The 22,802-nt window shown below is 48.5% G+C and carries 23 protein-coding genes and 1 riboswitch; of the genes, 21 read left to right on the top strand and 2 right to left on the bottom strand.

Annotation, left to right across the window (positions count from 1 at the left end):
* The first annotated feature begins 90 nt into the window (after positions 1-90).
* The 16 genes from M654_RS20095 to purD all read left to right on the top strand — a co-directional run bounded on the left by M654_RS20095 (position 91) and on the right by purD (position 16,514).
* Positions 91-1,413, top strand: a complete 1,323-nt coding sequence (locus M654_RS20095; protein WP_026589700.1) for an NCS2 family permease — start codon at positions 91-93, stop codon at positions 1,411-1,413.
* A gap of 212 nt (positions 1,414-1,625) precedes the next feature.
* Complete coding sequence (locus M654_RS20090; RefSeq protein ID WP_026589699.1) at positions 1,626-2,381, top strand: hypothetical protein; 756 nt, start codon at positions 1,626-1,628, stop codon at positions 2,379-2,381.
* Positions 2,382-2,645: 264 nt separating this feature from the next.
* Positions 2,646-3,200 carry a DUF2179 domain-containing protein gene (locus M654_RS20085; RefSeq protein WP_026589698.1) on the top strand — a complete coding sequence of 185 codons (555 nt, stop codon included), beginning with the start codon at positions 2,646-2,648 and terminating at the stop codon, positions 3,198-3,200.
* Entirely contained in the window at positions 3,200-3,397 is a 198-nt protein-coding gene (locus M654_RS20080) for an NETI motif-containing protein (RefSeq protein ID WP_026589697.1), read from the top strand. Before M654_RS20085 ends, M654_RS20080 begins: the two co-directional genes overlap by 1 nt.
* A gap of 79 nt (positions 3,398-3,476) precedes the next feature.
* A riboswitch (purine riboswitch) is annotated at positions 3,477-3,578 on the top strand.
* Between the two features lie 135 nt (positions 3,579-3,713).
* Positions 3,714-4,202 carry a 5-(carboxyamino)imidazole ribonucleotide mutase gene (gene purE / locus M654_RS20075; protein WP_026589696.1) on the top strand — a complete coding sequence of 163 codons (489 nt, stop codon included), beginning with the start codon at positions 3,714-3,716 and terminating at the stop codon, positions 4,200-4,202.
* Complete coding sequence (gene purK, locus M654_RS20070; protein WP_026589695.1) at positions 4,195-5,337, top strand: 5-(carboxyamino)imidazole ribonucleotide synthase; 1,143 nt, start codon at positions 4,195-4,197, stop codon at positions 5,335-5,337. Before purE ends, purK begins: the two co-directional genes overlap by 8 nt.
* Complete coding sequence (purB, locus tag M654_RS20065; protein WP_026589694.1) at positions 5,334-6,629, top strand: adenylosuccinate lyase; 1,296 nt, start codon at positions 5,334-5,336, stop codon at positions 6,627-6,629. The genes purK and purB overlap by 4 nt, the downstream gene beginning before the upstream one ends.
* 74 nt (positions 6,630-6,703) lie before the next feature.
* Positions 6,704-7,420: a phosphoribosylaminoimidazolesuccinocarboxamide synthase gene (gene purC, locus M654_RS20060; protein WP_026589693.1), complete on the top strand. Its 717-nt coding sequence runs from the start codon at positions 6,704-6,706 to the stop codon at positions 7,418-7,420.
* Between the two features lies 1 nt (position 7,421).
* The gene (gene purS / locus M654_RS20055) at positions 7,422-7,676 is read left to right on the top strand and encodes a phosphoribosylformylglycinamidine synthase subunit PurS (protein WP_026589692.1); all 255 of its coding nucleotides are present in this window, start codon (positions 7,422-7,424) and stop codon (positions 7,674-7,676) included.
* Positions 7,673-8,356 carry a phosphoribosylformylglycinamidine synthase subunit PurQ gene (gene purQ, locus M654_RS20050; protein WP_026589691.1) on the top strand — a complete coding sequence of 228 codons (684 nt, stop codon included), beginning with the start codon at positions 7,673-7,675 and terminating at the stop codon, positions 8,354-8,356. Before purS ends, purQ begins: the two co-directional genes overlap by 4 nt.
* Positions 8,340-10,568, top strand: a complete 2,229-nt coding sequence (purL, locus tag M654_RS20045; protein WP_026589690.1) for a phosphoribosylformylglycinamidine synthase subunit PurL — start codon at positions 8,340-8,342, stop codon at positions 10,566-10,568. The genes purQ and purL overlap by 17 nt, the downstream gene beginning before the upstream one ends.
* Entirely contained in the window at positions 10,544-11,974 is a 1,431-nt protein-coding gene (purF, locus tag M654_RS20040) for an amidophosphoribosyltransferase (protein ID WP_026589689.1), read from the top strand. The genes purL and purF overlap by 25 nt, the downstream gene beginning before the upstream one ends.
* 97 nt (positions 11,975-12,071) lie before the next feature.
* On the top strand, positions 12,072-13,112 hold the full coding sequence (gene purM, locus M654_RS20035; protein ID WP_026589688.1) for a phosphoribosylformylglycinamidine cyclo-ligase: 1,041 nt from the start codon (positions 12,072-12,074) through the stop codon (positions 13,110-13,112).
* Positions 13,109-13,696 carry a phosphoribosylglycinamide formyltransferase gene (gene purN, locus M654_RS20030; protein ID WP_026589687.1) on the top strand — a complete coding sequence of 196 codons (588 nt, stop codon included), beginning with the start codon at positions 13,109-13,111 and terminating at the stop codon, positions 13,694-13,696. Before purM ends, purN begins: the two co-directional genes overlap by 4 nt.
* On the top strand, positions 13,693-15,231 hold the full coding sequence (gene purH, locus M654_RS20025; RefSeq protein ID WP_026589686.1) for a bifunctional phosphoribosylaminoimidazolecarboxamide formyltransferase/IMP cyclohydrolase: 1,539 nt from the start codon (positions 13,693-13,695) through the stop codon (positions 15,229-15,231). The genes purN and purH overlap by 4 nt, the downstream gene beginning before the upstream one ends.
* A 14-nt stretch (positions 15,232-15,245) precedes the next feature.
* Positions 15,246-16,514, top strand: coding sequence for a phosphoribosylamine--glycine ligase (gene purD / locus M654_RS20020; RefSeq protein WP_026589685.1), 1,269 nt, complete (start codon positions 15,246-15,248; stop codon positions 16,512-16,514).
* A 42-nt stretch (positions 16,515-16,556) separates the two neighbouring features.
* On the opposite strand, the gene M654_RS20015 is transcribed toward purD, so the two are convergent.
* Positions 16,557-17,195 carry a TetR/AcrR family transcriptional regulator gene (locus M654_RS20015; protein WP_306291997.1) on the bottom strand — a complete coding sequence of 213 codons (639 nt, stop codon included), beginning with the start codon at positions 17,193-17,195 and terminating at the stop codon, positions 16,557-16,559.
* Between the two features lie 75 nt (positions 17,196-17,270).
* Here M654_RS20015 and M654_RS20010 point away from each other — a divergent pair, with 75 nt between their 5' ends.
* Positions 17,271-18,500 carry a cytochrome P450 gene (locus M654_RS20010; RefSeq protein ID WP_026589683.1) on the top strand — a complete coding sequence of 410 codons (1,230 nt, stop codon included), beginning with the start codon at positions 17,271-17,273 and terminating at the stop codon, positions 18,498-18,500.
* Positions 18,501-18,526: 26 nt separating this feature from the next.
* Here M654_RS20010 and M654_RS20005 read toward each other — a convergent pair whose 3' ends face one another.
* The gene (locus tag M654_RS20005; protein ID WP_026589682.1) at positions 18,527-18,757 is read right to left on the bottom strand and encodes a YgaP family membrane protein; all 231 of its coding nucleotides are present in this window, start codon (positions 18,755-18,757) and stop codon (positions 18,527-18,529) included.
* 125 nt (positions 18,758-18,882) lie between these two features.
* Here M654_RS20005 and M654_RS20000 point away from each other — a divergent pair, with 125 nt between their 5' ends.
* From M654_RS20000 to M654_RS19985, 4 genes are all read left to right on the top strand, one after another.
* Positions 18,883-20,622 carry an adenine deaminase C-terminal domain-containing protein gene (locus M654_RS20000; protein WP_026589681.1) on the top strand — a complete coding sequence of 580 codons (1,740 nt, stop codon included), beginning with the start codon at positions 18,883-18,885 and terminating at the stop codon, positions 20,620-20,622.
* Positions 20,623-20,650: 28 nt separating this feature from the next.
* Positions 20,651-21,652 carry a DUF3048 domain-containing protein gene (locus M654_RS19995; protein WP_026589680.1) on the top strand — a complete coding sequence of 334 codons (1,002 nt, stop codon included), beginning with the start codon at positions 20,651-20,653 and terminating at the stop codon, positions 21,650-21,652.
* Entirely contained in the window at positions 21,639-21,950 is a 312-nt protein-coding gene (locus M654_RS19990) for a YerC/YecD family TrpR-related protein (protein ID WP_026589679.1), read from the top strand. The genes M654_RS19995 and M654_RS19990 overlap by 14 nt, the downstream gene beginning before the upstream one ends.
* 160 nt (positions 21,951-22,110) lie before the next feature.
* Positions 22,111-22,797 (top strand): heptaprenylglyceryl phosphate synthase, encoded by a 687-nt coding sequence (locus M654_RS19985; RefSeq protein ID WP_026589678.1) that lies wholly within the window; start codon positions 22,111-22,113, stop codon positions 22,795-22,797.
* The last annotated feature ends 5 nt before the right edge of the window (positions 22,798-22,802 follow it).

Raw genomic sequence — 22,802 nt, 5'->3', positions numbered from 1 at the left:
AAGCGTCCCGCCAATTGGGGCGTTTTTTGTTTAAATACAAAGCTTTATGAAACAATAAAAACGACAGAAAATCGAGAGGAGTATACCATTTTGAAGCGTTACTTTCAGTTTGAAGAATTGGGTACGAACTATCGGAGAGAAATGATTGGCGGACTCACCACATTTTTGTCCATGGCATATATTTTGATCGTCAATCCGCTCACACTTTCGCTGGCATCTGTGCAAGACTTTCCCGATGCTTTGCGAATGGATCAAAGCGCCGTTTTCACGGCTACGGCTGTTGCAGCGGCCATCGGCTGTTTTGTGATGGGGATATTGGCCAAATATCCGATTGCGCTTGCGCCGGGAATGGGGCTTAACGCGTTCTTTGCTTTTTCTGTTATTTTAACGATGCAGATTCCATGGCAGACGGCGCTGGCCGGTGTTATGGTTTCCGGTCTTATTTTCATCGTTCTTTCCCTGTCAGGGCTGAGGGAAAAAATCATCAACTCGATTCCGTATGAGCTGAAAATGGCCGTCGGGGCGGGAATCGGGCTGTTTATCGCTTTCGTTGGTCTGCAAGGTTCAAAAATTATCGTTGCCAATCCCGATACAGTGGTAGCTCTTGGAAATATTCATTCAGGCCCTGTTCTGCTGACTGTATTTGGCTTGGTCATTACCGTCATTTTAATGGTCCTCCGCGTCAATGGCGGGATTTTCTTCGGAATGCTGATCACAGCCGTTGTCGGCATGATGTTTGGCCTGATTGACGTGCCTGAGAAAATCGTTGGCGCTGTTCCGAGTCTTGCGCCGACATTTGGACAGGCTTTTATGCATCTTCCTGACGTTTTTTCGATCCAGATGCTCGTTGTTATTTTAACGTTTTTATTCGTCGACTTTTTTGATACTGCCGGTACATTGGTTGGTGTTGCCTCACAGGCCGGTTTGATGAAAGACAACAAGCTGCCGCGTGCAGGCCGGGCATTGCTTGCCGATTCGACTGCGACCGTTGCCGGAGCAATCCTCGGAACGTCGACAACGACGTCATATATCGAATCTAGCGCCGGGGTTGCTGCCGGGGCAAGATCCGGTTTCGCAGCGGTTGTCACGGGTGTGCTGTTTTTATTGTCGCTGTTCTTTTCACCGGTTCTCAGCGTCATCACTTCGAATGTGACAGCGCCCGCTTTAATCATCGTCGGTGTGCTGATGGTGGCGAATCTCAATAAAATTGAATGGAGCAGATTTGAAATTGCTGTTCCCGCCTTTTTAACGATGATCGCGATGCCGCTGACTTACAGCATCGCCACAGGGATCGCCATCGGATTTATTTTCTATCCGATCACGATGATCATGAAAGGCAAAGCGAAAGACATCCATCCGATTATGTACGGACTGTTTGTCGTGTTCATCTGTTACTTTATTTTCCTGAAATAAAAAGGAAGCGGAATAGCCCTCGTTTACACGGGGGCTTTTTTATGTGGAAAAAAATGAAAAGTGGAACCTTTGATTCTTGTTTTTCGTCATATATAAAGGCGGCAGCACTTATGATAAGAATGGGTTTGGCTTGACTGTTTTAAACAGCTTATGTAATTTATATAAGTGCTTTTCATTGATGTAAAGCTTTTGAATAGATAGGAGTTGCTTATATGATTGAAGAACAGCATAAAAGAAATGAAGAAGATATAGAACAAGAACCCGCATCACGGATGTCGAGAAATGCGCGGAAGACGAGGAAAAGCAAGGAGCCAAATCCATCGGCGTCAAAAGCCAAAAGGATTCTCCAAAGCGTCATTGCTGCTTTGTTCCGCTATTTCAGCTTTGTGCTTGATGTCTTGAAATCTCCTGTACGTGCAGCAGATGAGCATGACCGGACTTATTTTAAATATTCCGTTATTTCGATGATGCTTTTGGCTGTCTTCTTTTCCCTCGGAAACTTTTATCAGCTTCTGGCGGGCAGGGGCAGGGTTCTCGGCTTCGGTGTGAATGTGCCGTTTTTTGAAGTGTTTTTTGTTGTTTTCCTATACTGCATGATCTTCATGTTCTGGGTGGTCGCGGCCATCTGGGCTGCAGCAAGGTTTATGATGAGGGTTAACATCTCTTTTTATGAAACGGCGGCGAAATTCGGTTCTCTTTTAGTACCGTTTATCATACCCGCGGCTTTCTGGATGATTTTTGCGATCATCAATTTTACAACGATGACGGTGATTTTGTCGATTTTGATGTTTTTGGGGCTGACATTCGGCGCATTTGTGCTGATTCAATCGGTTTATGAAAAAAGCGATAAAAAGCGGGCGGATTTGATGTACTGCGTCTTCGCGGTTTTGCTGATTGAATTGGTATTTGTCGGCGCAACATGGAAATTCATGGCCGGCTATTTGCTGTCATCGCTTATTCCGGTTTAATCGACTAAAGCTGGTTCCTATGGAACCGGCTTTTTTTTATGGTGATCACAGTTCACTGAACCCATATGACCGGGCGATTGCGTGCGCCTTTTTATCGGCGGAAAAGATTTGAATCGGCTTGATTAAGGGTAAACTGAATCGTATGCGGGCCGGCTTTTGCGATTGTCGAAAAATTTTGTGGTGAAGCAGGGCCATTACAGGATTGTATACGCTGAATTTCTCTAGTAGAATATGATTGCTTTCGATCTAAAGGAGGGATTGCAAATGCTTCACACGGCATTTATACACACTGTGAGTATGGTTGGCATTATTCTGGTTATCAATATTATATATGTAACATTTTTAACCCTTCGAATGATACTGACACTAAAAGGTCAGCGGTATCTGGCCGCTTTTATCGGGACAATTGAAATGCTGGTTTATGTCGTCGGGCTTGGACTGGTTTTAGATAATCTAAATCAAATCCAAAACGTGATCGCTTATGCAGTCGGATTCGGGATAGGCATCATCGTCGGCACAAAAATTGAAGAAAAGCTCGCATTGGGCTATATTACAGTCAATGCGATTACGAAAGAGCTCGATCTTGATCTTCCGAAACAGCTTCGGGAAAAAGGCTACGGCGTCACCCACTGGGTCGTCGGCGGACTTGAAGGAGACAGAACGGCGATGCAAATTTTGACGCCGAGAAAGTATGAGCTGCAATTGTACGAAACCATCAAATCAATCGACTCGAAGGCGTTTATCATTTCCTATGAACCGAAAACGATACACGGCGGCTTCTGGGTCAAAGCCGTAAAGAAAAGGAGAATTAAAGAGTGATGACAAAGCCGAAGAAAAAACGCTTTGAAGTGGCGGAAGGGGAAACGATCGACACCGTGTTGAACCGGATGCAGCAAGAAGGCTACACACCGGTTCGCCGGATGGAGGAACCGGTATTCAAAGAAAAGAAAGAAAATGGAACGATTCAGGCCGTTCCGTGCGGAAGAAAAATTATATTTGAAGGGAAATTACTCTAAACCCGAACATTAAAACAACAAAATATACTATCGTTCGATAATGTCGTTGACATTATAACAGTCCGTTGTTAAGATAAACATGACATGAAAACACGAACCTCATATAATCTTGGGAATATGGCCCATAAGTCTCTACCCGATGACCGTAAATCATCGGACTATGCAGGAAAGTGGACAATAAACTGACATGGAAAACGCGGAGAAGCGGACTAACTGACGATACACGCGCCATGCCCGGTTTGTGTTGCTTCCTACAAATGCAATACATGCCGGGCTTTTTGTTTGCAAAAAAGACAGCTAAAGGTGGGACAATAATATGGAGCCTCTTGTTGGCGTTATTATGGGAAGCACATCCGACTGGGAAACGATGAAGCATGCTTGCGGCATACTCGAGGAACTTGGGATTCCGTTTGAAAAAAAGGTCGTGTCCGCGCACCGGACGCCTGATTTAATGTTTGAATATGCCGAACGAGCGCGGGAGAGAGGCTTGAAAGTGATCATCGCCGGAGCGGGGGGCGCCGCTCACCTCCCGGGAATGGTCGCAGCCAAAACGACGCTGCCTGTTATCGGCGTCCCTGTCCAGTCAAAGGCCCTGAACGGCATGGATTCGCTTTTATCGATTGTGCAAATGCCCGGAGGCGTTCCGGTGGCAACCGTTGCGATCGGAAAAGCCGGATCGGTCAACGCCGGTCTGCTTGCGGCACAGATGATCTCCGCTTTTGATGAGAAAATAGCTCGCGTTTTGGATGAGCGAAGAGAACACACTCGACAAACCGTTTTGGAAAGCAGTGATCAGCTTGTATAAACAGACGATTTTCCCTGGTGCAACAATCGGTATTATCGGCGGCGGACAGCTTGGAAAAATGATGGCGGTCGCCGCAAAACAGATGGGATATAAGATCGCGGTGGTTGACCCGGTACCTTCTTCGCCTTGCGGACAGATCGCCGATATTGAAATCATCGCGGCTTACAATGATAAAGAAGCGATAAAGAAGCTGGGCGAAGTGAGCGATGTCATTACCTATGAATTTGAGAACATCGACTATGACGCCTTGAACTGGCTAAAGGAAAATGCTTATCTTCCTCAGGGAAGCGAGCTTTTGCTCCTTACGCAAAACAGGGAGACGGAGAAAAAAGCGATTGAATCAGCAGGCTGCAAAGTGGCGCCGTACAGGATCATTCGCGATGATGCTGAGCTTGAAGCAGTCGTGGCAGAGCTCGAGCTTCCCGCAGTGTTGAAAACATGCCGCGGCGGATATGACGGAAAAGGCCAGCATGTGATCAAGAGTGAGGCGCAAATCAAAGAGGCTGCCGCTCTCTTGCAGCATGGTACATGCATTTTGGAAAGCTGGGTTCCTTTCAAAATGGAATTGTCCGTCATCGTGACGAGATCTGTAAATGGAGAAACAGCCGTATTTCCCGCAGCCGAAAATATCCATAAGCACAACATTTTGTTCCAAAGCATCGTCCCGGCAAGAATCGATGATGCAATTCAGGAAAAAGCCGCATCACTCGCACTTAAGCTTGCGGAGAAGCTTCAGCTCGTCGGAACGCTTGCTGTCGAGCTTTTCCTAAAGGAAGACGGCGGGCTGCTCGTCAACGAGCTTGCGCCGCGTCCGCACAATTCGGGCCATTATACACTCGATCTGTGCGAAACAAGCCAGTTTGAACAGCATATCCGGGCTGTTTGCGGACTGCCGCTCGGGAAAACAGACCTTCTCAAAGAAGGGATGATGGTCAACCTGCTTGGTGATGAAGTGTACATGGCAGAAGAAGACCCGGAGCTTTTAAAAGAAGCAAAGCTTTATATATACGGAAAACATGAAGTGAAACAAGGCCGCAAGATGGGGCATATCACATTTTTAAGAAAACCCGATCAGGAATGGATCGAGAGCATCACCGAAAAGTGGATCGAAAGAGATGGAGGACGAAAACAATGATCGAACGTTATTCAAGACCGGAAATGGCCGCGATTTGGACGGATGAAAACAGATTCAAAGCATGGCTTGAAGTTGAAATTTTGGCATGTGAAGCATGGGCGGAGCTTGGCGTGATTCCGAAAGAAGATGTGAAGGTTCTGCGGGAAAACGCGTCATTTGACATCAACCGCATTTTCGAAATCGAGCAGGACACACGCCATGATGTCGTCGCCTTTACCCGCGCCGTGTCCGAAACGCTTGGCGAAGAGAAAAAATGGGTTCACTACGGACTCACTTCAACAGATGTTGTCGATACCGCTCTTTCCTACCTATTAAAACAGGCGAACGACATTTTGCTCAAGGATCTTGAGAGATTTATTGACATCTTAAAAGAAAAAGCGACAGAACATAAATATACGGTGATGATGGGGCGTACACACGGCGTGCACGCAGAACCGACGACATTCGGTTTGAAGCTTGCTCTCTGGTATGAAGAAATGAAACGCAACCTCGAACGCTTCAAGCAAGCGAAAGAAGGCATCGAAGTCGGCAAAATCTCAGGTGCCGTCGGAACGTACGCGAACATCGACCCATTCGTTGAACAATACGTATGTGAGAAGCTCGGCCTAAAAGCTGCGCCGATATCCACACAGACACTGCAGCGTGACCGCCACGCCGACTACATGGCCGCCCTTGCACTGGTGGCGACAAGCATCGAGAAATTCGCCGTTGAGATCCGCGGCCTGCAAAAAAGCGAAACGCGCGAGGTAGAGGAATTTTTCGCAAAAGGCCAAAAAGGTTCATCCGCGATGCCGCATAAGCGCAATCCGATCGGCTCGGAAAACATGACGGGAATGGCCCGCGTCATCCGCGGCTACATGCTGACGGCTTACGAAAATGTACCGCTTTGGCATGAGCGCGATATTTCCCATTCATCAGCGGAGCGCATCATTTTGCCTGATGCAACGATCGCGCTGAACTATATGCTGAACCGCTTCGGCAACATCGTCAAAAACTTGACCGTGTTCCCTGAAAACATGAAGCGCAACATGGATCGTACACTCGGCTTGATCTACTCTCAGCGCGTCCTTCTCGCTCTCATTGATACCGGCATGGCGCGTGAGGAAGCGTATGACACCGTGCAGCCGAAAGCGATGGAAGCATGGGAGAAACAAGTGCCGTTCCGCCAGCTTGTCGAAGCTGAGGAAAAAATTACGTCACGCCTGACTCCAGAACAGATTAATGACTGCTTTGACTACAATTATCATTTAAAAAACGTCGACTTCATCTTTGAGCGTTTAGGTTTGGCATAGAATGGACGCCCGTCTTTTTCAGGCGGGGGTCTAAGAGCTGAAATATTTCCAACATTCGGGTTAGGAGGCCTTCTGTGAATATTGTGAAAAATGAACTTTTATACGAAGGAAAAGCGAAAAAGATTTATCTGACCGATGATGACAATGTTCTGTTTGTCGAGTACAAAAACTCAGCAACGGCTTTTAACGGAGAAAAAAAAGCGGAGATTGACGGAAAAGGCCGCTTGAATAATGAAATTTCCAGCCTGATTTTCACAAGGCTTCACGAGAAGGGAATCAGCAATCATTTTGTAAAACGAATATCTGAAACCGAACAGCTCATCAAAAAAGTGAAGATTATCCCGCTTGAAGTCGTCGTCCGCAATGTCGTAGCGGGCAGCATGTCCAAACGCCTCGGCATTCCGGAGGGCACCGAGCTGAAAGAGCCGATCATCGAGTTCTATTATAAGGATGACTCGCTCGGCGACCCGCTGATCACAGAGGATCATATTCGGATTTTGCAAGCGGCTGAGCCTGAGCAGGTGGAAAACATCAAATCGATAACCAGACAGGTCAATGAAGAGCTTCAGCAAATCTTCGCCGCCTGTGATGTGAGATTGATAGATTTCAAGCTTGAGTTCGGGCTTGATGCTATGGGTGAGGTTCTGCTGGCCGACGAGATTTCCCCGGATACGTGCCGGCTTTGGGATAAAGAAACGAATGAAAAGCTTGATAAAGACGTGTTCAGAAGAAATTTAGGCGGATTGACTGATGCATACGAAGAAATTTTCAAAAGACTTGGAGGCATGTAATATGTACAAAGTGAAAGTGTATGTCAGCTTAAAAGAAAGTGTCCTAGATCCTCAAGGGAGTGCCGTCCAGCATGCTTTGCACAGCATGTCCTACAAAGAAGTTCAGGAAGTCCGCATCGGAAAATACATGGAGCTTTCCATCGAAAAATCAGACCGCGACCTTGACGTTCTCGTCAAAGAAATGTGCGAAAAGCTTTTGGCAAACACGGTGATCGAAGACTACAGATATGAAGTTGAGGAGGTTGTCGCACAGTGAAATTTGCGGTGATTGTATTGCCGGGCTCAAACTGCGATATCGATATGTACCACGCCATTCAAGATGAGCTCGGTGAAGAAGCTGAATACGTCTGGCACACGGAAACAAGTCTTGACGAATACGACGGCGTTCTGATTCCCGGAGGCTTTTCATACGGCGATTATTTAAGATGCGGCGCGATCGCCCGCTTCGCAAACATTATGCCTGCCGTCAAAAAAGCGGCTGAAGAAGGAAAGCCGGTGCTGGGGGTCTGCAACGGATTTCAAATTTTGCAGGAGCTCGGACTTCTGCCGGGTGCGATGAGACGCAATAAAGATTTGAAATTTATTTGCCGCCCGGTTGAACTGATCGTGCAAAACGATGAAACGCTGTTTACATCTTCTTATGGAAAAGGGGAATCGATTACGATCCCTGTCGCACACGGCGAAGGAAACTTCTATTGTGATGAAGAAACGCTTGCAAGATTAAAAGAAAACAACCAGATTGCTTTCACGTACGGAACGAATATCAATGGAAGCGTCGACGATATTGCCGGCGTCGTCAATGAAAAAGGCAATGTATTAGGCATGATGCCTCACCCTGAGCGCGCTGTCGACTCTATGCTCGGAAGCGCCGACGGTCTTAAGCTGTTTCAGTCTATCGTGAAAAATTGGAGGGAAACTCATGTCGCTACTGCTTGAACCAAGTAAAGAACAAATTAAGGAAGAGAAACTCTATCAGCAAATGGGTGTCAGCGATGACGAGTTTGCCATGATTGAATCAATCCTTGGAAGGCTTCCAAACTATACGGAAATCGGGGTTTTTTCGGTCATGTGGTCAGAGCATTGCAGCTACAAAAATTCAAAGCCGATCCTGAAAAAGTTCCCGACTAAAGGCGAGCGTGTTCTGCAAGGTCCGGGAGAAGGCGCTGGGATCGTCGATATCGGCGACAACCAGGCGGTCGTCTTCAAAATCGAATCGCACAACCACCCGTCAGCGATCGAACCTTATCAGGGAGCGGCTACAGGCGTAGGCGGCATCATCCGCGACGTCTTCTCAATGGGCGCTCGTCCCATCGCTGTTTTGAACTCTCTTCGGTTTGGTGAACTCACTTCACCGCGTGTGAAGTACTTGTTTGAAGAAGTAGTCGCAGGCATCGCCGGCTACGGCAACTGCATCGGCATCCCGACCGTCGGCGGGGAAGTCCAGTTTGACAGCTGCTATGAAGGCAATCCGCTTGTCAATGCGATGTGTGTCGGCTTGATCAACCATGAAGACATTAAAAAAGGGCAGGCGAAAGGCGTCGGCAACACCGTCATGTACGTCGGTGCCAAAACGGGACGCGACGGCATCCATGGCGCAACCTTCGCCTCAGAGGAAATGTCTGATACTTCAGAAGAAAAGCGCTCAGCGGTTCAAGTCGGCGATCCGTTTATGGAAAAGCTGCTTCTTGAAGCGTGCCTTGAAGTCATCAAATCCGACGCTCTAGTCGGTATTCAGGACATGGGTGCGGCCGGACTGACAAGCTCCAGCGCGGAAATGGCGTCCAAAGCCGGTTCCGGCATCGAAATGAACCTTGACTTGATCCCGCAGCGGGAAACAGGAATGACACCTTACGAAATGATGCTTTCCGAGTCCCAGGAGCGCATGCTGCTCGTCATTGAGCGCGGCCGTGAACAGGAAATCATCGATATCTTCGACAAATATGACCTTGAAGCGGTAGCCGTGGGCCGGGTGACAGACGATAAAATGCTCCGTCTTTTCCATAATGGCGAAAAGGTCGCCGAGCTTCCGGTCGATGCGCTGGCAGAAGAGGCACCTGTCTACCACAAGCCTTCAACGGTTCCGGCATACTACAAAGAGTTCCTTGAAACAGACGTCCCTGCTCCACAAGTGGATGATGCGAAAGAAACGCTTCTCGCACTTTTACAGCAGCCGACGATTGCGAGCAAGGAATGGGTTTATGACCAATACGACTATATGGTGCGCACAAATACGGTCGTCGCTCCTGGCTCTGATGCGGCGGTTCTCAGAATCCGCGGCACGAAAAAAGCGCTCGCGATGACGACGGACTGCAATGCCCGCTATTTGTACCTCGATCCGGAAATCGGCGGGAAAATCGCTGTCGCTGAAGCCGCGCGCAATATCGTCTGCTCGGGAGCCGAGCCGCTCGCGGTCACAGACAACCTCAATTTCGGAAACCCGGAAAAGCCGGAAATCTTCTGGCAAATTGAAAAAGCGGCTGACGGCATCAGCGAGGCGTGCAATGTCTTAAGCACACCAGTCATCGGCGGAAACGTCTCCCTTTACAATGAATCGAACGGAAGTGCGATCTATCCGACGCCTGTCATCGGTATGGTCGGACTGATCGAAGATACGGCACACATCACGACACAGCAGTTCAAAGCAGCCGGCGATTTGATTTATGTCATCGGAGAAACGCTTCCTGAGTTTGCCGGAAGTGAGCTGCAAAAGCTGACGGAAGGAAAGATCTATGGAAAAGCCCCTGCGCTTGATCTCGAGGTTGAAGAGGCGCGGCAAAAAGCGCTCCTCAAAGCGATCCGTTCAGGGCTTGTCCAATCAGCGCACGACGTCTCAGAAGGCGGACTCGGTGTAGCGCTTGCCGAAAGCGTCATGTCTGCTGACGGCCTTGGCGCCGAAGTCGCACTTGCAGGCGAGCCGGCTTTATTATTCAGCGAATCACAATCACGATTCATCGTATCAGTGAAAAAAGAAGACCGTGAATCTTTCGAAAAGCTCGTGAAAGACGCCGTCCCTATCGGTGAAGTAACATCAGACGAAACGCTTGTCATCCAAGGTCAGGAAGGAAAACAATGGATTCATGCGCAGACGGAAGAGCTGAAAAGCGCGTGGAAAGGAGCTATCCCATGCTTGCTGAAATCAAAGGCTTAAATGAAGAATGCGGCGTATTTGGGATTTGGGGGCATGATGAAGCACCGCAGATTACGTACTACGGACTCCACAGCCTTCAGCACAGAGGTCAGGAAGGCGCCGGGATTGTGGCGACGGACGGGCAACAGCTGTCCGCCCACAAAGGGCTGGGGCTGATCACAGAAGTTTTCCAAAACGGCGAGCTTGAAAAAGTGAAGGGAAGAGGGGCGATCGGCCATGTCCGCTATGCAACGGCGGGCGGCGGCGGCTTTGAAAATGTGCAGCCGCTCCTGTTCCATTCGCAAAATAACGGCAGCCTGGCGCTGGCGCACAACGGCAACTTAGTGAACGCCAGCCAACTCAAGCAGCAGCTTGAAAATCAGGGAAGCATTTTTCAAACGTCTTCTGATACGGAAGTGCTCGCCCACTTAATTAAAAGAAGCGGGCACTTCGAGCTGAAAGATCAGATCAAAAACGCTCTTTCCATGCTGAAAGGCGCTTACGCTTTCTTGATCATGACGGAATCGGAAATGATCGTCGCCCTTGATCCGAACGGCCTCAGACCGTTATCAATCGCCATGCTCGGCGACGCGTATGTCGTCGCCTCGGAAACGTGCGCCTTTGATGTGGTCGGCGCGACCTATTTGCGCGATGTTGAACCTGGGGAAATGCTGATCATCAATGATGAAGGCATGAAATCTGAACGGTTCTCCATCAACATCAACCGCTCGATCTGCAGCATGGAGTACATTTATTTCTCAAGACCGGACAGCAATATTAACGGAATCAATGTCCACAGCGCCAGAAAGAACCTGGGCAAAAAGCTGGCCGAAGAATCCGGCGTTGAAGCGGATGTTGTCACAGGTGTCCCGGATTCCAGCATTTCGGCGGCAATCGGCTATGCCGAAGCGACAGGCATTCCTTACGAACTCGGACTGATCAAAAATCGCTATGTCGGCAGAACGTTTATTCAGCCGTCACAGTCGCTCAGAGAACAAGGCGTCAGAATGAAGCTTTCCGCGGTGCGCGGTGTCGTTGAAGGCAAGCGCGTCGTCATGGTAGATGATTCCATCGTGAGAGGGACGACGAGCCGCAGGATTGTGACGATGCTGCGCGAAGCCGGAGCGACGGAAGTGCACGTCAGAATCAGCTCTCCGCCGATCGCCCATCCGTGCTTTTACGGAATCGATACATCGACGCACGAAGAACTGATCGCTTCTTCGCATTCAGTGGAAGAAATCCGTCAGGAAATTGGCGCCGATACGCTGTCCTTCTTAAGCATTGAAGGGCTCCTTTCCGGAATCGGCAGAAAGTATGAAGACGAAAACTGCGGCCAGTGCATGGCCTGCTTTACGGGAAAATACCCGACGGAAATTTATCAGGATACTGAACTTCCGCACGTGAAAGAAGCCGTGTTGACAAAATAAAGTGCCTGGTGAAATGAATAAAGGGCAGCTCTTTGATTGCTGCTCTTTTGAAATTGGAAAGTATAAATCGACAAGTGCGGAATAAGGAGTGATTGTGATGTCTGAAAGCTATAAAAACGCCGGGGTTGATATTGAGGCGGGCTATGAAGCCGTAAAACGGATGAAAAAACACGTCGAACGGACAAAGCGCATCGGTGTGATGGGTTCTCTCGGCGGATTTGGCGGGATGTTCGACCTGTCGGAGCTTCCTTACAAAAAACCGGTGCTCATTTCCGGAACGGACGGCGTCGGGACGAAGCTGAAGCTGGCTTTTGCAATGGATAAACACGATACGATCGGCATCGACGCCGTGGCCATGTGTGTCAACGATGTACTGGCTCAAGGCGCTGAGCCGCTCTTCTTTCTCGACTATCTTGCACTCGGAAAAGCAGATCCGGCCAAAATCGAAGAGATCGTAGGAGGCGTTGCCGAAGGCTGTGTGCAGTCCGGATCGGCGCTTGTCGGCGGGGAAACGGCGGAAATGCCGGGGCTTTATACCGAAGATGAATATGATATCGCCGGTTTTGCAGTTGGCGCCGCGGAAAAGGACGGGATCGTAACAGGCGAAAAGATTCAGGAAGGGCATCTTTTAATCGGGCTCTCTTCAAGCGGTCTTCACAGCAACGGCTTTTCACTCGTGCGGAAAGTTCTTCTTGAGGATGCCGGCTTGAGCCTCTCTGAAACATATCCACCTTTTGAACGGCCTCTTGGCGAAGAGCTTTTAGAGCCGACAAAAATTTATGTCAAACCTGTGCTTGAAGCGGTCAAAACAGGGAAAGTCGACGGCATGGCCCATATCACGGGCGGCGGTTTTTATGAAAATCTCCCGAGGATGATGCCCGACGGCCTTGGCGTTGAAATCGACAACGGCTCATGGCCCGTTCCTCCCGTCTTCCCATTTATTCAGGAAAAGGGCGGTTTGAAATCAGAAGAAATGTTCAATGTCTTCAACATGGGAATCGGCTTTGTGCTGGCGGTCAAAGAAGAGCATATGACAGACATCATTCAAACGCTCGAAAACAATGGAGAAAAAGCATACTTGATCGGCCGGGTGAAAAGCGGAAGCGGCGTGACGTTTGGCGGTGCCGGACTTTCATGAAAAAATTTGCGGTTTTTGCATCAGGAAGCGGAACGAATTTTGCAGCGATCTTAAAGAAGATGAAAGAAGAAAACTGGGATGCCAAAATCGTGCTTGTCGTCTGTGACAAGCCGCAGGCGAAAGTGCTTGAAAGAGCGGAAGAAGCCGGAATCCCGTCATTTGCCTTCCAGCCGAAATCGTTCGAAAACAAAGCGGCTTTTGAACAGATCATCGTCGAACAGCTGCGTCTCCACGGGGCGGAGTGGATCGTACTGGCGGGTTACATGAGGCTGATCGGTGACACGCTTCTTTCGGCATACCGGAACAAAATCGTCAACATCCATCCGTCGCTCCTCCCGGCTTTTCCGGGGATTGACGCGATCGGACAAGCGTACAGAGCCGGTATGAAAGTAGCCGGAATCACAGTTCATTATGTTGATGAAGGCATGGATACAGGACCGATCATCGCTCAGCGGGCCCTTGAACTTGAAAAAGACGAAACATTGGAATCCCTGGAAGAAAAGATTCACAATTTGGAACACGAACTTTATCCGGAAGTCATCAAAGAGCTTCTTGAACTAAATGGCAGAGGTGAGAAGGAATGACGATCAAACGCGCATTGATCAGCGTATCTGATAAAACAAACATTGTCCCTTTTGTAAAAGAATTGACAGAGCTTGGCGTTGAGGTAATTTCTACAGGCGGCACGAGCAAACTTCTTCAGGAAAACGGTGTTGATGTCATCGGCATTTCTGAAGTGACGGGCTTTCCGGAAATCATGGACGGCCGTCTGAAAACCCTTCATCCGAATATTCACGGCGGGCTTCTTGCCGTCCGCGGCAATGAAAAACATATGGCTCAGCTGAATGAACAAGGAATCAAGCCGATTGACCTTGTGGTCGTCAACCTATATCCATTTAAAGAAACGATCTCAAAAGAAGGCGTCACTTACGAAGAAGCGATTGAAAACATCGATATCGGCGGACCGGGCATGCTTCGCGCCGCGGCGAAAAACCACCAGGATGTGGCCGTCATCGTCGATCCCCGCGACTATAGCCCTGTATTGAACGACATTAAGGAATCAGGCGGCGTCTCCCTTGAGAAAAAACGCGAGCTTGCGGCGAAAGTATTCCGCCACACGGCGGCATATGACGCCTTGATCGCAGACTATTTAACAAATGTGACAGGTGAAAAAGAGCCAGAGCAGTTCACCGTGACATTCGAGAAAAAACAATCGCTCCGCTACGGGGAAAACCCGCATCAGGAAGCTGTTTTTTATCAAAGCGCCATCCCTGTGAAAGGATCGATCGCTTCAGCGAATCAGCTGCACGGAAAAGAGCTTTCCTACAACAACATTAAAGACGCGGATGCCGCGGTCCAAATCGTCCGTGAATTCTCAGAGCCGGCAGCCGTTGCCGTCAAGCATATGAACCCGTGCGGCGTAGGCACAGGAGAAACGATTGCAGAAGCGTTCAACAAAGCGTATGCAGCTGATCAAACATCGATTTTCGGCGGGATTATCGCCCTTAACCGCGAAGTCGACAAAGCGACGGCTGAAGTGCTTCAGCAAATCTTCTTGGAGATCATCATTGCCCCTTCATTCAGCGAAGAAGCGCTTGAGATTTTAACGTCCAAGAAAAACCTCCGTCTGCTCACACTCGATGTCAATCAGCCTGTCAAAAACGAAAAGCAGCTGACATCTGTTCAAGGCGGGCTTTTGATTCAGGATCTGGATATGCACGGTTTTGATGACGCCGAGATTACGATTCCGACAAAAAGAGAGCCGACCGAACAGGAATGGGCCGATCTGAAGCTTGCCTGGAAAGTCGTCAAACACGTCAAATCAAACGCCATCGTTCTCGCAAAAGACGACATGACGATCGGCGTCGGCGCCGGGCAAATGAACCGTGTCGGCTCCGCAAAAATCGCGATCGAACAGGCCGGCGAAAAAGCGAAGGGCAGCGCGCTCGGATCAGACGCATTTTTCCCGATGCCTGATACGGTCGAAGAAGCGGCTAAAGCCGGTGTGACGGCGATCATTCAGCCGGGCGGTTCGGTGCGTGATGAAGATTCGATTCAAAAAGCGGATGAATACGGAATTGCGATGGTGTTCACCGGAATCCGCCATTTCAAACATTAAGGGGAGTGACCAGTGTGAATGTATTGATTATCGGTAGAGGCGGAAGAGAGCATACACTCGCCTGGAAAGCGGCGCAAAGCCCTCTTGTCGGCACCGTCTACGCGGCGCCCGGAAATGACGGAATGGCCGGGACGGCCGAACTCGTTGATCTTGATGAAGGAAACCACAAGGGACTCATCGCTTTTGCAAAGGAAAACAACATCGGACTGACGATCGTCGGTCCTGAGGTCCCTTTGATTGAAGGTCTTGTCGATGAATTTGAAAAAGCGGGCTTGCCGGTATTCGGCCCTTCCGCCAAAGCCGCGGAGATCGAAGGCAGCAAACAGTTTGCGAAAGATCTGATGAAGAAATATCAGATTCCCACAGCCGAATACGACACATTTACATCATTTGATCAAGCGAAAGCCTATGTCGAAGCCAAAGGCGCGCCGATTGTCATTAAAGCGGACGGGCTTGCCGCCGGAAAAGGCGTCACAGTCGCGATGACAGAGGAAGATGCGATTCAGTGTTTGCACGACTTTCTCGAAGACGAAAAATTCGGCGAAGCCAGCGCATCCGTCGTTATCGAAGAATTTTTAAGCGGTGAAGAGTTTTCACTGATGGCTTTTGTCAAAGGTGAAAAAGTGTATCCGATGGTAATCGCACAGGATCACAAGCGGGCTTTTGACGGAGACAAAGGCCCGAATACAGGGGGGATGGGCGCCTATTCTCCTGTGCCGCAGATTTCCGACGCGGTCGTCGGGGATGCCGTCAAAACAATCCTTGAGCCCGCCGCCAAGGCGATGGTCAATGAAGGACGTTCGTTTACGGGCATCTTATATGCCGGCTTAATGCTGACCGAAAAAGGAACAAAAGTGATCGAATTCAACGCCAGATTCGGTGATCCGGAGACACAGGTCGTCCTCCCGCGCCTTGAATCAGACCTTGTGCAAGTGATGCTTGATCTGTTGGAAGACCGCCAAGTCGAGCTCAAGTGGAAAGACACGGCGGCGGTCACCGTCGTCCTCGCATCCGAAGGCTACCCGGAAAGCTATGAAAAAGGCACACCGATCGGTGCCTTGACACCGGCTGAGGAAGAGACGGTCGTCTTTCATGCAGGAACGAAAAAAAGCGGCGGGCAGTTTGTGACAAACGGCGGCCGCGTCGCCAATGTCACGGCGTTTGCCGATACGTTTGAAGCCGCAAGGGAAACAGCCTATAAAGCAGTAAAACAAATTGCCAAGCCGGGGCTCTTTTACCGGACGGATATCGGTTCGCGCGCTTTGAAAGCCGCGCAACAATAAACATGAAGAGAGACAAAATGGGAAGCGCATTTTGTCTCTTTTTTATATCGGCTTTTTTTGGATCAGGCTGATCATGGATTCCGCCATAAATTCCGGTGTATAAGGCATTCCGTTTTCAAGCCACCATGCCGCCGTACCCGCATAAGCGGAAATCACGAACTGCCGCTGAATGTCCAAGGGCACTGTATGTTCAACTTCACCGGCTGCAGCTTTTTTAATGCCCGTCAAAAAGCTGTCATTCCAAAAATCCTGAAGCAATTCCTTAATATTCAGTTCATACCGTCTGTTCATGATGATCGTAAAATCAGGGCTGTTCTTTTTTAAATGCTGATAGAAACGCAGCACATACCAGTACGCTTCGGGCTTGTCCCCGGAGAGCTCAGCATCAAGGGGCGAGAAAATCTCTTTTTGCATGGCTGCAAACATCTCGCTCACATTTTGGAGCAGCAAATCATATTTGTCTTGGTAATGCTGATAAAATGTCGTTCGATTCAAGTTTGCCTGTTTTGTAATGTCCTGTACGGATATCTTTTCCCATTCTTTTTCAGCAAGCAGGTGAAAAAGGGCCATTTTTAAACGGTTTTTCGATTGCGTCACCCGCTTGTCCCCGCGGTAGCTGTCCATCAAGCCTCCTCCTCCGAACTTTTTCGACACTTCTTTCTCATCTGTTGGTTGAATCATCCAGCTGATTCTTTTAATTTTAAACTAACATATTTGTAAAAATGAATCAGCTAAACAAAAGAAGGAGTGAAGCGAGTGAAACAAGCAAAACAGCAGAACCCCATTCAAAAAGCGCTGCTTAACGGAAAGAACAGCCAGGACCCGTATGATCCGTTTCCATGGTATGAAAGCATGCGCAAGGAATCGCCTGTACACTATGATGAAGACAGCGAAGTGTGGAGCGTGTTTTTGTATGAGGATGTCAAAAAGGTGATCAGTGACAAAGACTTCTTTTCCAATCAATTTCCCCACACTGAAGGTACCAATACATTTGCCAAAACAATGGTCAGCATGGACCCGCCAAAACATACCCGGATCAGGTCGATCGTCAACAAGGCTTTTACCCCGCGCGTCATGAAAGCTTGGGAGCCGCGGATTCAGGAGCTGACGGATGAACTGCTGAAAGAGACTCGCGGACGGGAAGAAATCGATCTTGTGCAGGATTTTTCTTACCCCTTGCCCGTCATCGTCATTTCTGAAATGCTGGGCGTTCCTGCTCAGTATAAGGAGAAATTCAAGGAATGGTCCGATTTGTTGGTCAGTTTGCCAAAGAGTGATCATCAGGAAGACGTGCTGGCGTGGATAAATGCGAGAGATCAAGGAGAAAAAGAGCTGAGTGCGTTTTTTGAAGACATCATTCAAGAGAAAAGACAGAATCTAGGAGACGATATCATTTCGCTCTTAATTCAAGCTGAACAAGAAGGGGAAAAGCTTTCGCCAGATGAACTTGTGCCGTTTTGCAATCTGCTTTTGCTGGCCGGCAATGAGACGACGACGAATTTGATTTCAAATGCGGTATACAGCATTCTTGAAAAGCCGGGTACATACGATGCGCTGGCCAATGAACCCGATCTGATTCCGCAGGCTGTCGAGGAAGCTGTCCGCTTTCGCGCTCCCGCCCCGATGATCGTCCGCTATGTCAAGCAGGATATTGAGATCAGGGGGACACGGTTGAAAAAGGGAGAAGGTGTCATCGCTTTTCTTGCTTCAGCCAACCGGGATGAATCCAAATTTGCAAGGGCGCACGAATTTGATATTCACCGCCATCCGAACCCGCACATCGGATTTGGCCACGGGATTCACTTCTGCCTCGGCGCCCCGCTGGCACGGCTGGAAGCCAAAATCGCGCTGACGGCGCTTTTGAAACAATATGCTTCAATGGAAAAGCTCTCGATTACACCGATGGCAAACACCAGCATGTACGGTCTGAAACATTTCCGCCTCCGCGTGAAGCCCGCCGGAGAATCGGCGCCTTTTCAATCATGAAAAAAGCACCCTAACCGGGTGCTTTTTTACGGCTGTTCGCCAGTCTGTCCCTGTTGCTTCATATAAGTTTGGCAAACATATGTCATGGGACAAAATCGTAAAATGCCGGAAGCGGCTTTCAGCGCGCCCATAAACATGCAGAAAAGCGTCATTCTGCACCACGGTTTTCTCGTAAACTTTGCCGCTGCCGCCGACAGGATCGTCAGTCCGCAGGCGATGCGAAATACGGCGTCAAACAGTCCGATGTTTTGCTTCATGATCAATTCCTCCGATTAAAATAATTAAATAAAGTGTTTATTCGAAAAATTGTAACGTGTTGGTAATGCGTGACTATAGTAAATGTGTTAACATAGGATCATTACATGTAAAGGAGAGTATGTGAATGTTCGAACGCACCTTAATTTGGAAAAACAAGCACATCAGATCGCAAGTTGATGTTGTAAGTTCAAGGCTGCTCCCAACGCTCCTTTTACGAAATGCATCCGTACTGAACCCGTTTTTAAAGCAATGGATCAAAGCAAACGTATGGATTCATCATGACAGAATCGTCTATGTCGGCCGAGATTTGCCTAAATCGGCTGTTAAAACTACAATAGATTGTGAAGGAAAATACATTGTACCCGGGTATATTGAGCCTCATGTGCATCCTTTTCAAATTTATAATCCCCAAACATTGGCTGAATATGTGTCACAGTTTGGCACGACGACATTCGTGAATGACAACTTATTTCTGCTTTTGCATTGCGGAAAAAAGAAAGCGTTTTCTATATTGGAGGAACTGAAAAAACAGCCTGTCCACTACTACTGGTGGTCAAGGTATGACCTGCAGACCGAAGTCTTGAATGAAGATCAAATCTTATCGATCGATTACCGAAAACATTGGGGAGAACATCCGGATGTGATACAGGGAGGAGAAATGACAAGCTGGCCGCGCCTTTTGGACGGCGATGATCTGATCCTGCATTGCATGCAGTGCACGAAAAGAAGGCGGAAGCGAATTGAAGGCCATTTTCCGGGCGCATCGGAAAAAACATTAACAAAAATGAAGCTTTTCGGCGCTGACGCCGATCATGAAGCCATGACGGGAAAGGAAGTGCTCAAGCGGCTTGAGCTTGGGTATCATGTGGGGCTGAGGAATTCTTCCATCAGGCCTGACCTGCGAAAGATTTTGCGCGAGCTTCATGAAGAAGGCTTTCGCCATTATGACCATTTGTTTTATACGACGGACGGCGCCACACCGAACTTTTATAAGGAAGGCATGACGAACAAGCTGATCGAAATTGCCATTGATGAAGGAGTGCCGTTGATTGACGCTTATAATATGGCCTCATTTAACATCGCCAAATATTATCATATGGAAGACATTCTCGGCGTTGTCGCACCGGGAAGATACGCGACACTCAACATTTTGGAGAGTCCTGAAAAACCCGATCCCGTGACGGTTCTTGCGAAGGGGCGAATCTTGAAGGCGGACGGCATTGATATGAAGGCGTTTACAGAGCCGGATTGGCAAAAAGGGGGTCTTGTCCCTCTCAACCTTTCATATGATCTAACGATGGATGATTTGCAGTTTTCGATGCCGCTCGGCTTGAAAATGAGGAATTCGGTCATTATGGAACCTTATACAATTGAGATTGACAATTCCGTCAATCAGCTCTCTTTTGACCATGATGAAAGCTATCTTTCCATGTTTGACAAAAACGGAAAATGGCGGGTCAATACGATGCTGAAAGGATTCGCGACCCGGGTTCAAGGGTTTGTCAGCTCATACTCAACAACGGGGGACATTGTGGCAATCGGCAAAAACAAGGAAGACATGCTGCTTGCCTTTAAACGGATGAAAGAAATCGGAGGGGGAATCGTCTTAGCCGAAAACGGAAAAATACTGCACGAGATTCCTCTGCATTTAAGCGGCGGCGCATCAAATGAGACGTATGAGAAGGTGCTTGAAAGGGAAGAAACATTAAAAGAACTTCTTTTCGAAAGAGGCTATACATTCAGCGATCCTGTCTACACGCTTCTTTTTCTGCAAAGCACGCATCTCCCTTACATCAGAGTGACGCCGAAAGGGATCTTTGATGTCATGAAAAAAACTGTACTCTTTCCATCGATAATGCGTTAAAATATAAAAGAGCGGGAGCTATTTGATGATCAATCGATATGTAAGAGTGCTGCTGTGTTTTGCCTGTGTATGTTTGCTTGCATCATGCCAGCAGCAGAATAAGCAGGAGTCTGGAGAGAAACGATATCCGCTTTCGGGAATGAAAACGGACGGGGACATCCAAAAGCGGCCGATTGCTGTCGTGGTCAATAATCATTCGAAAGCAAGGCCGCAGTCCGGTTTAAGCAAAGCCGACATTGTGATTGAGGCGCTCGCTGAAGGACGGATTACCAGGTTTCTGGCGATTTTCCAGAGTGAAATGCCTGAAGCGGTCGGTCCTGTCAGAAGCGCGCGGGAGTATTTCATTGATTTGGCTCTCGGCTTTGACGCCGTATTTGTGCACCACGGCTGGAGTCCTGGTGCGAAAAGCCGGCTTGAAAGCGGTGAAGCCGATTATGTCAATGGAATGGATTATGACGGCAGTCTGTTTTGGAGAGCGGATTTTCGACAAGCGCCGCATAATTCGTACACGTCATTCGAAAACATCAAACAAGCAGCTGAAGAAAAAGGATATGCCCTAAAAGCCCGCACAGATTCGCTTCCTTTTACAGAAAGCCGCAAAAAGCCTTCAAAGCCGCTTTATTCCATCCGGTTGGATTATGGAACAACATCTGTTGCAAACCGTGTGGAATACGGTTATGATCAGAAGGCTGACGGCTATGTGAGAACGTCAAACGGCGCTGTCACAACAGATCTTGAAACAGACAAACCGGTTATTCTTCAAAACATTCTAATAGCGGAAGCCGAACATCATCAAAAGGATGCGTACGGGAGAAGGGAAATCGACCTCATGTCCGGCGGAAAAGGGCTGCTTTTGCAAAACGGGGAAGTCCGTCAGATCAACTGGAAAAACGAAAACGGCCGAATCATCCCTGTTGATGACGGAAAAACCGTTCCATTCGTGCCGGGTAAAACATGGATCAATATCATTCCCGATCTCAGCAAGGTTTCTATTAGTAAAGGAGAAGGTGTTAACGATGCAGATCGATAAATTGCGCGGGAGAGAGCTGGACCAGCTTTTTCAATCCATTCTGTCATTAAAAGATCTCGAAGAATGCTATCGCTTTTTCGATGATTTGTGCACGATAAATGAAATTCAGTCACTGGCTCAGCGGCTCGAAGTGGCCAGGATGCTTCGCGACGGCAACACGTATCACAAAATTGAGACGGAAACCGGAGCGAGCACGGCGACCATTTCCAGGGTGAAGCGCTGCCTGAACTACGGAAACGACGCTTATATCATGGCCCTGGACCGTGTAAAAGAAAAAGAATCTGAATCATCTTCGTGATGTACACTTGGACCGCCTGGCTTGGCGGTCTTTTCATGTCCGTCAACTTTTGCCTCCGTTGTATGATTCCTCCTTCATCTTTCTGCACGATCCGTTTTTCCAAAGAGAATGAATTTGTTATAATATTTAAATGGTAAGAACGATTGGAGGAGCTTTTTTCATGTACGATATTACCGAGTGGAAGCACGTCTTTAAACTCGATCCCGATAAAGAGATAACGGATGATCAGCTTGAACAGCTGTGTGAATCCGGCACAGATGCGATTTTGATCGGCGGAAGCGACAATGTCACAGAGGACAATGTCCTGCGGCTGATGTCAAAGGTTCGCCGTTTTTTAGTCCCATGCATCCTTGAGGTGTCAACGATTGGCGCGATCGTTCCGGGATTTGACCTGTATTTTATCCCGACGGTGCTGAACAGCAGGGACCGCGACTGGATTGTCGGTTTACATAAAGAGGCGATGAAAGAGTACGGCGAACTGATGTCGCCTGAAGATATCGTTGTTGAAGGTTACTGTATTTTGAATCAAGACTGCAAGGCGGCCGCTTTGACAAATGCTGATGCTTCGCTTGATCTTGAAGACATTAAAGCATACGCGCGAATGGCTGAGCATCTTTTCCGGCTGCCCGTCTTTTACATGGAATACAGCGGCATGCTTGGAGACGCCGAGGCGGTTAAAGAAGCAAAGTCTGTGCTGCAACGTACGACATTGTTTTACGGCGGCGGGATTAAAGATCCGGAAACAGCGGCGAAAATGGCTGTGCATGCCGATGTGATCGTCGTCGGAAACGCGGTTTATGAAAATTTCGGACAAGCGCTGAAAACGGTAAAAGCCGTAAAAGAGTAAGGCGA

It is taken from the genome of Bacillus sp. NSP9.1 (assembly GCF_000465465.2).
In the GTDB taxonomy this organism is placed as follows: domain Bacteria; phylum Bacillota; class Bacilli; order Bacillales; family Bacillaceae; genus Bacillus; species Bacillus sonorensis_A.
This window is presented reverse-complemented; position numbering and strand designations above follow the sequence as displayed.

Excerpts from the sequence above, each read along its gene's own strand:
- M654_RS19985 (WP_026589678.1), top strand. The coding sequence starts at position 22,111 with ATGTACGATATTACCGAGTGGAAGCACGTCTTTAAACTCGATCCCGAT.
- M654_RS20005 (WP_026589682.1), bottom strand. The coding sequence starts at position 18,757 with ATGAAGCAAAACATCGGACTGTTTGACGCCGTATTTCGCATCGCCTGC.
- purS (WP_026589692.1), top strand. The coding sequence starts at position 7,422 with ATGTACAAAGTGAAAGTGTATGTCAGCTTAAAAGAAAGTGTCCTAGAT.
- M654_RS20015 (WP_306291997.1), bottom strand. The coding sequence starts at position 17,195 with ATGATTCAACCAACAGATGAGAAAGAAGTGTCGAAAAAGTTCGGAGGA.
- purF (WP_026589689.1), top strand. The coding sequence starts at position 10,544 with ATGCTTGCTGAAATCAAAGGCTTAAATGAAGAATGCGGCGTATTTGGG.
- purE (WP_026589696.1), top strand. The coding sequence starts at position 3,714 with ATGGAGCCTCTTGTTGGCGTTATTATGGGAAGCACATCCGACTGGGAA.
- M654_RS20080 (WP_026589697.1), top strand. The coding sequence starts at position 3,200 with ATGACAAAGCCGAAGAAAAAACGCTTTGAAGTGGCGGAAGGGGAAACG.
- purN (WP_026589687.1), top strand. The coding sequence starts at position 13,109 with ATGAAAAAATTTGCGGTTTTTGCATCAGGAAGCGGAACGAATTTTGCA.
- purL (WP_026589690.1), top strand. The coding sequence starts at position 8,340 with ATGTCGCTACTGCTTGAACCAAGTAAAGAACAAATTAAGGAAGAGAAA.
- purB (WP_026589694.1), top strand. The coding sequence starts at position 5,334 with ATGATCGAACGTTATTCAAGACCGGAAATGGCCGCGATTTGGACGGAT.
- M654_RS20085 (WP_026589698.1), top strand. The coding sequence starts at position 2,646 with ATGCTTCACACGGCATTTATACACACTGTGAGTATGGTTGGCATTATT.
- purM (WP_026589688.1), top strand. The coding sequence starts at position 12,072 with ATGTCTGAAAGCTATAAAAACGCCGGGGTTGATATTGAGGCGGGCTAT.
- M654_RS20000 (WP_026589681.1), top strand. The coding sequence starts at position 18,883 with ATGTTCGAACGCACCTTAATTTGGAAAAACAAGCACATCAGATCGCAA.
- purH (WP_026589686.1), top strand. The coding sequence starts at position 13,693 with ATGACGATCAAACGCGCATTGATCAGCGTATCTGATAAAACAAACATT.
- M654_RS20090 (WP_026589699.1), top strand. The coding sequence starts at position 1,626 with ATGATTGAAGAACAGCATAAAAGAAATGAAGAAGATATAGAACAAGAA.
- M654_RS19990 (WP_026589679.1), top strand. The coding sequence starts at position 21,639 with ATGCAGATCGATAAATTGCGCGGGAGAGAGCTGGACCAGCTTTTTCAA.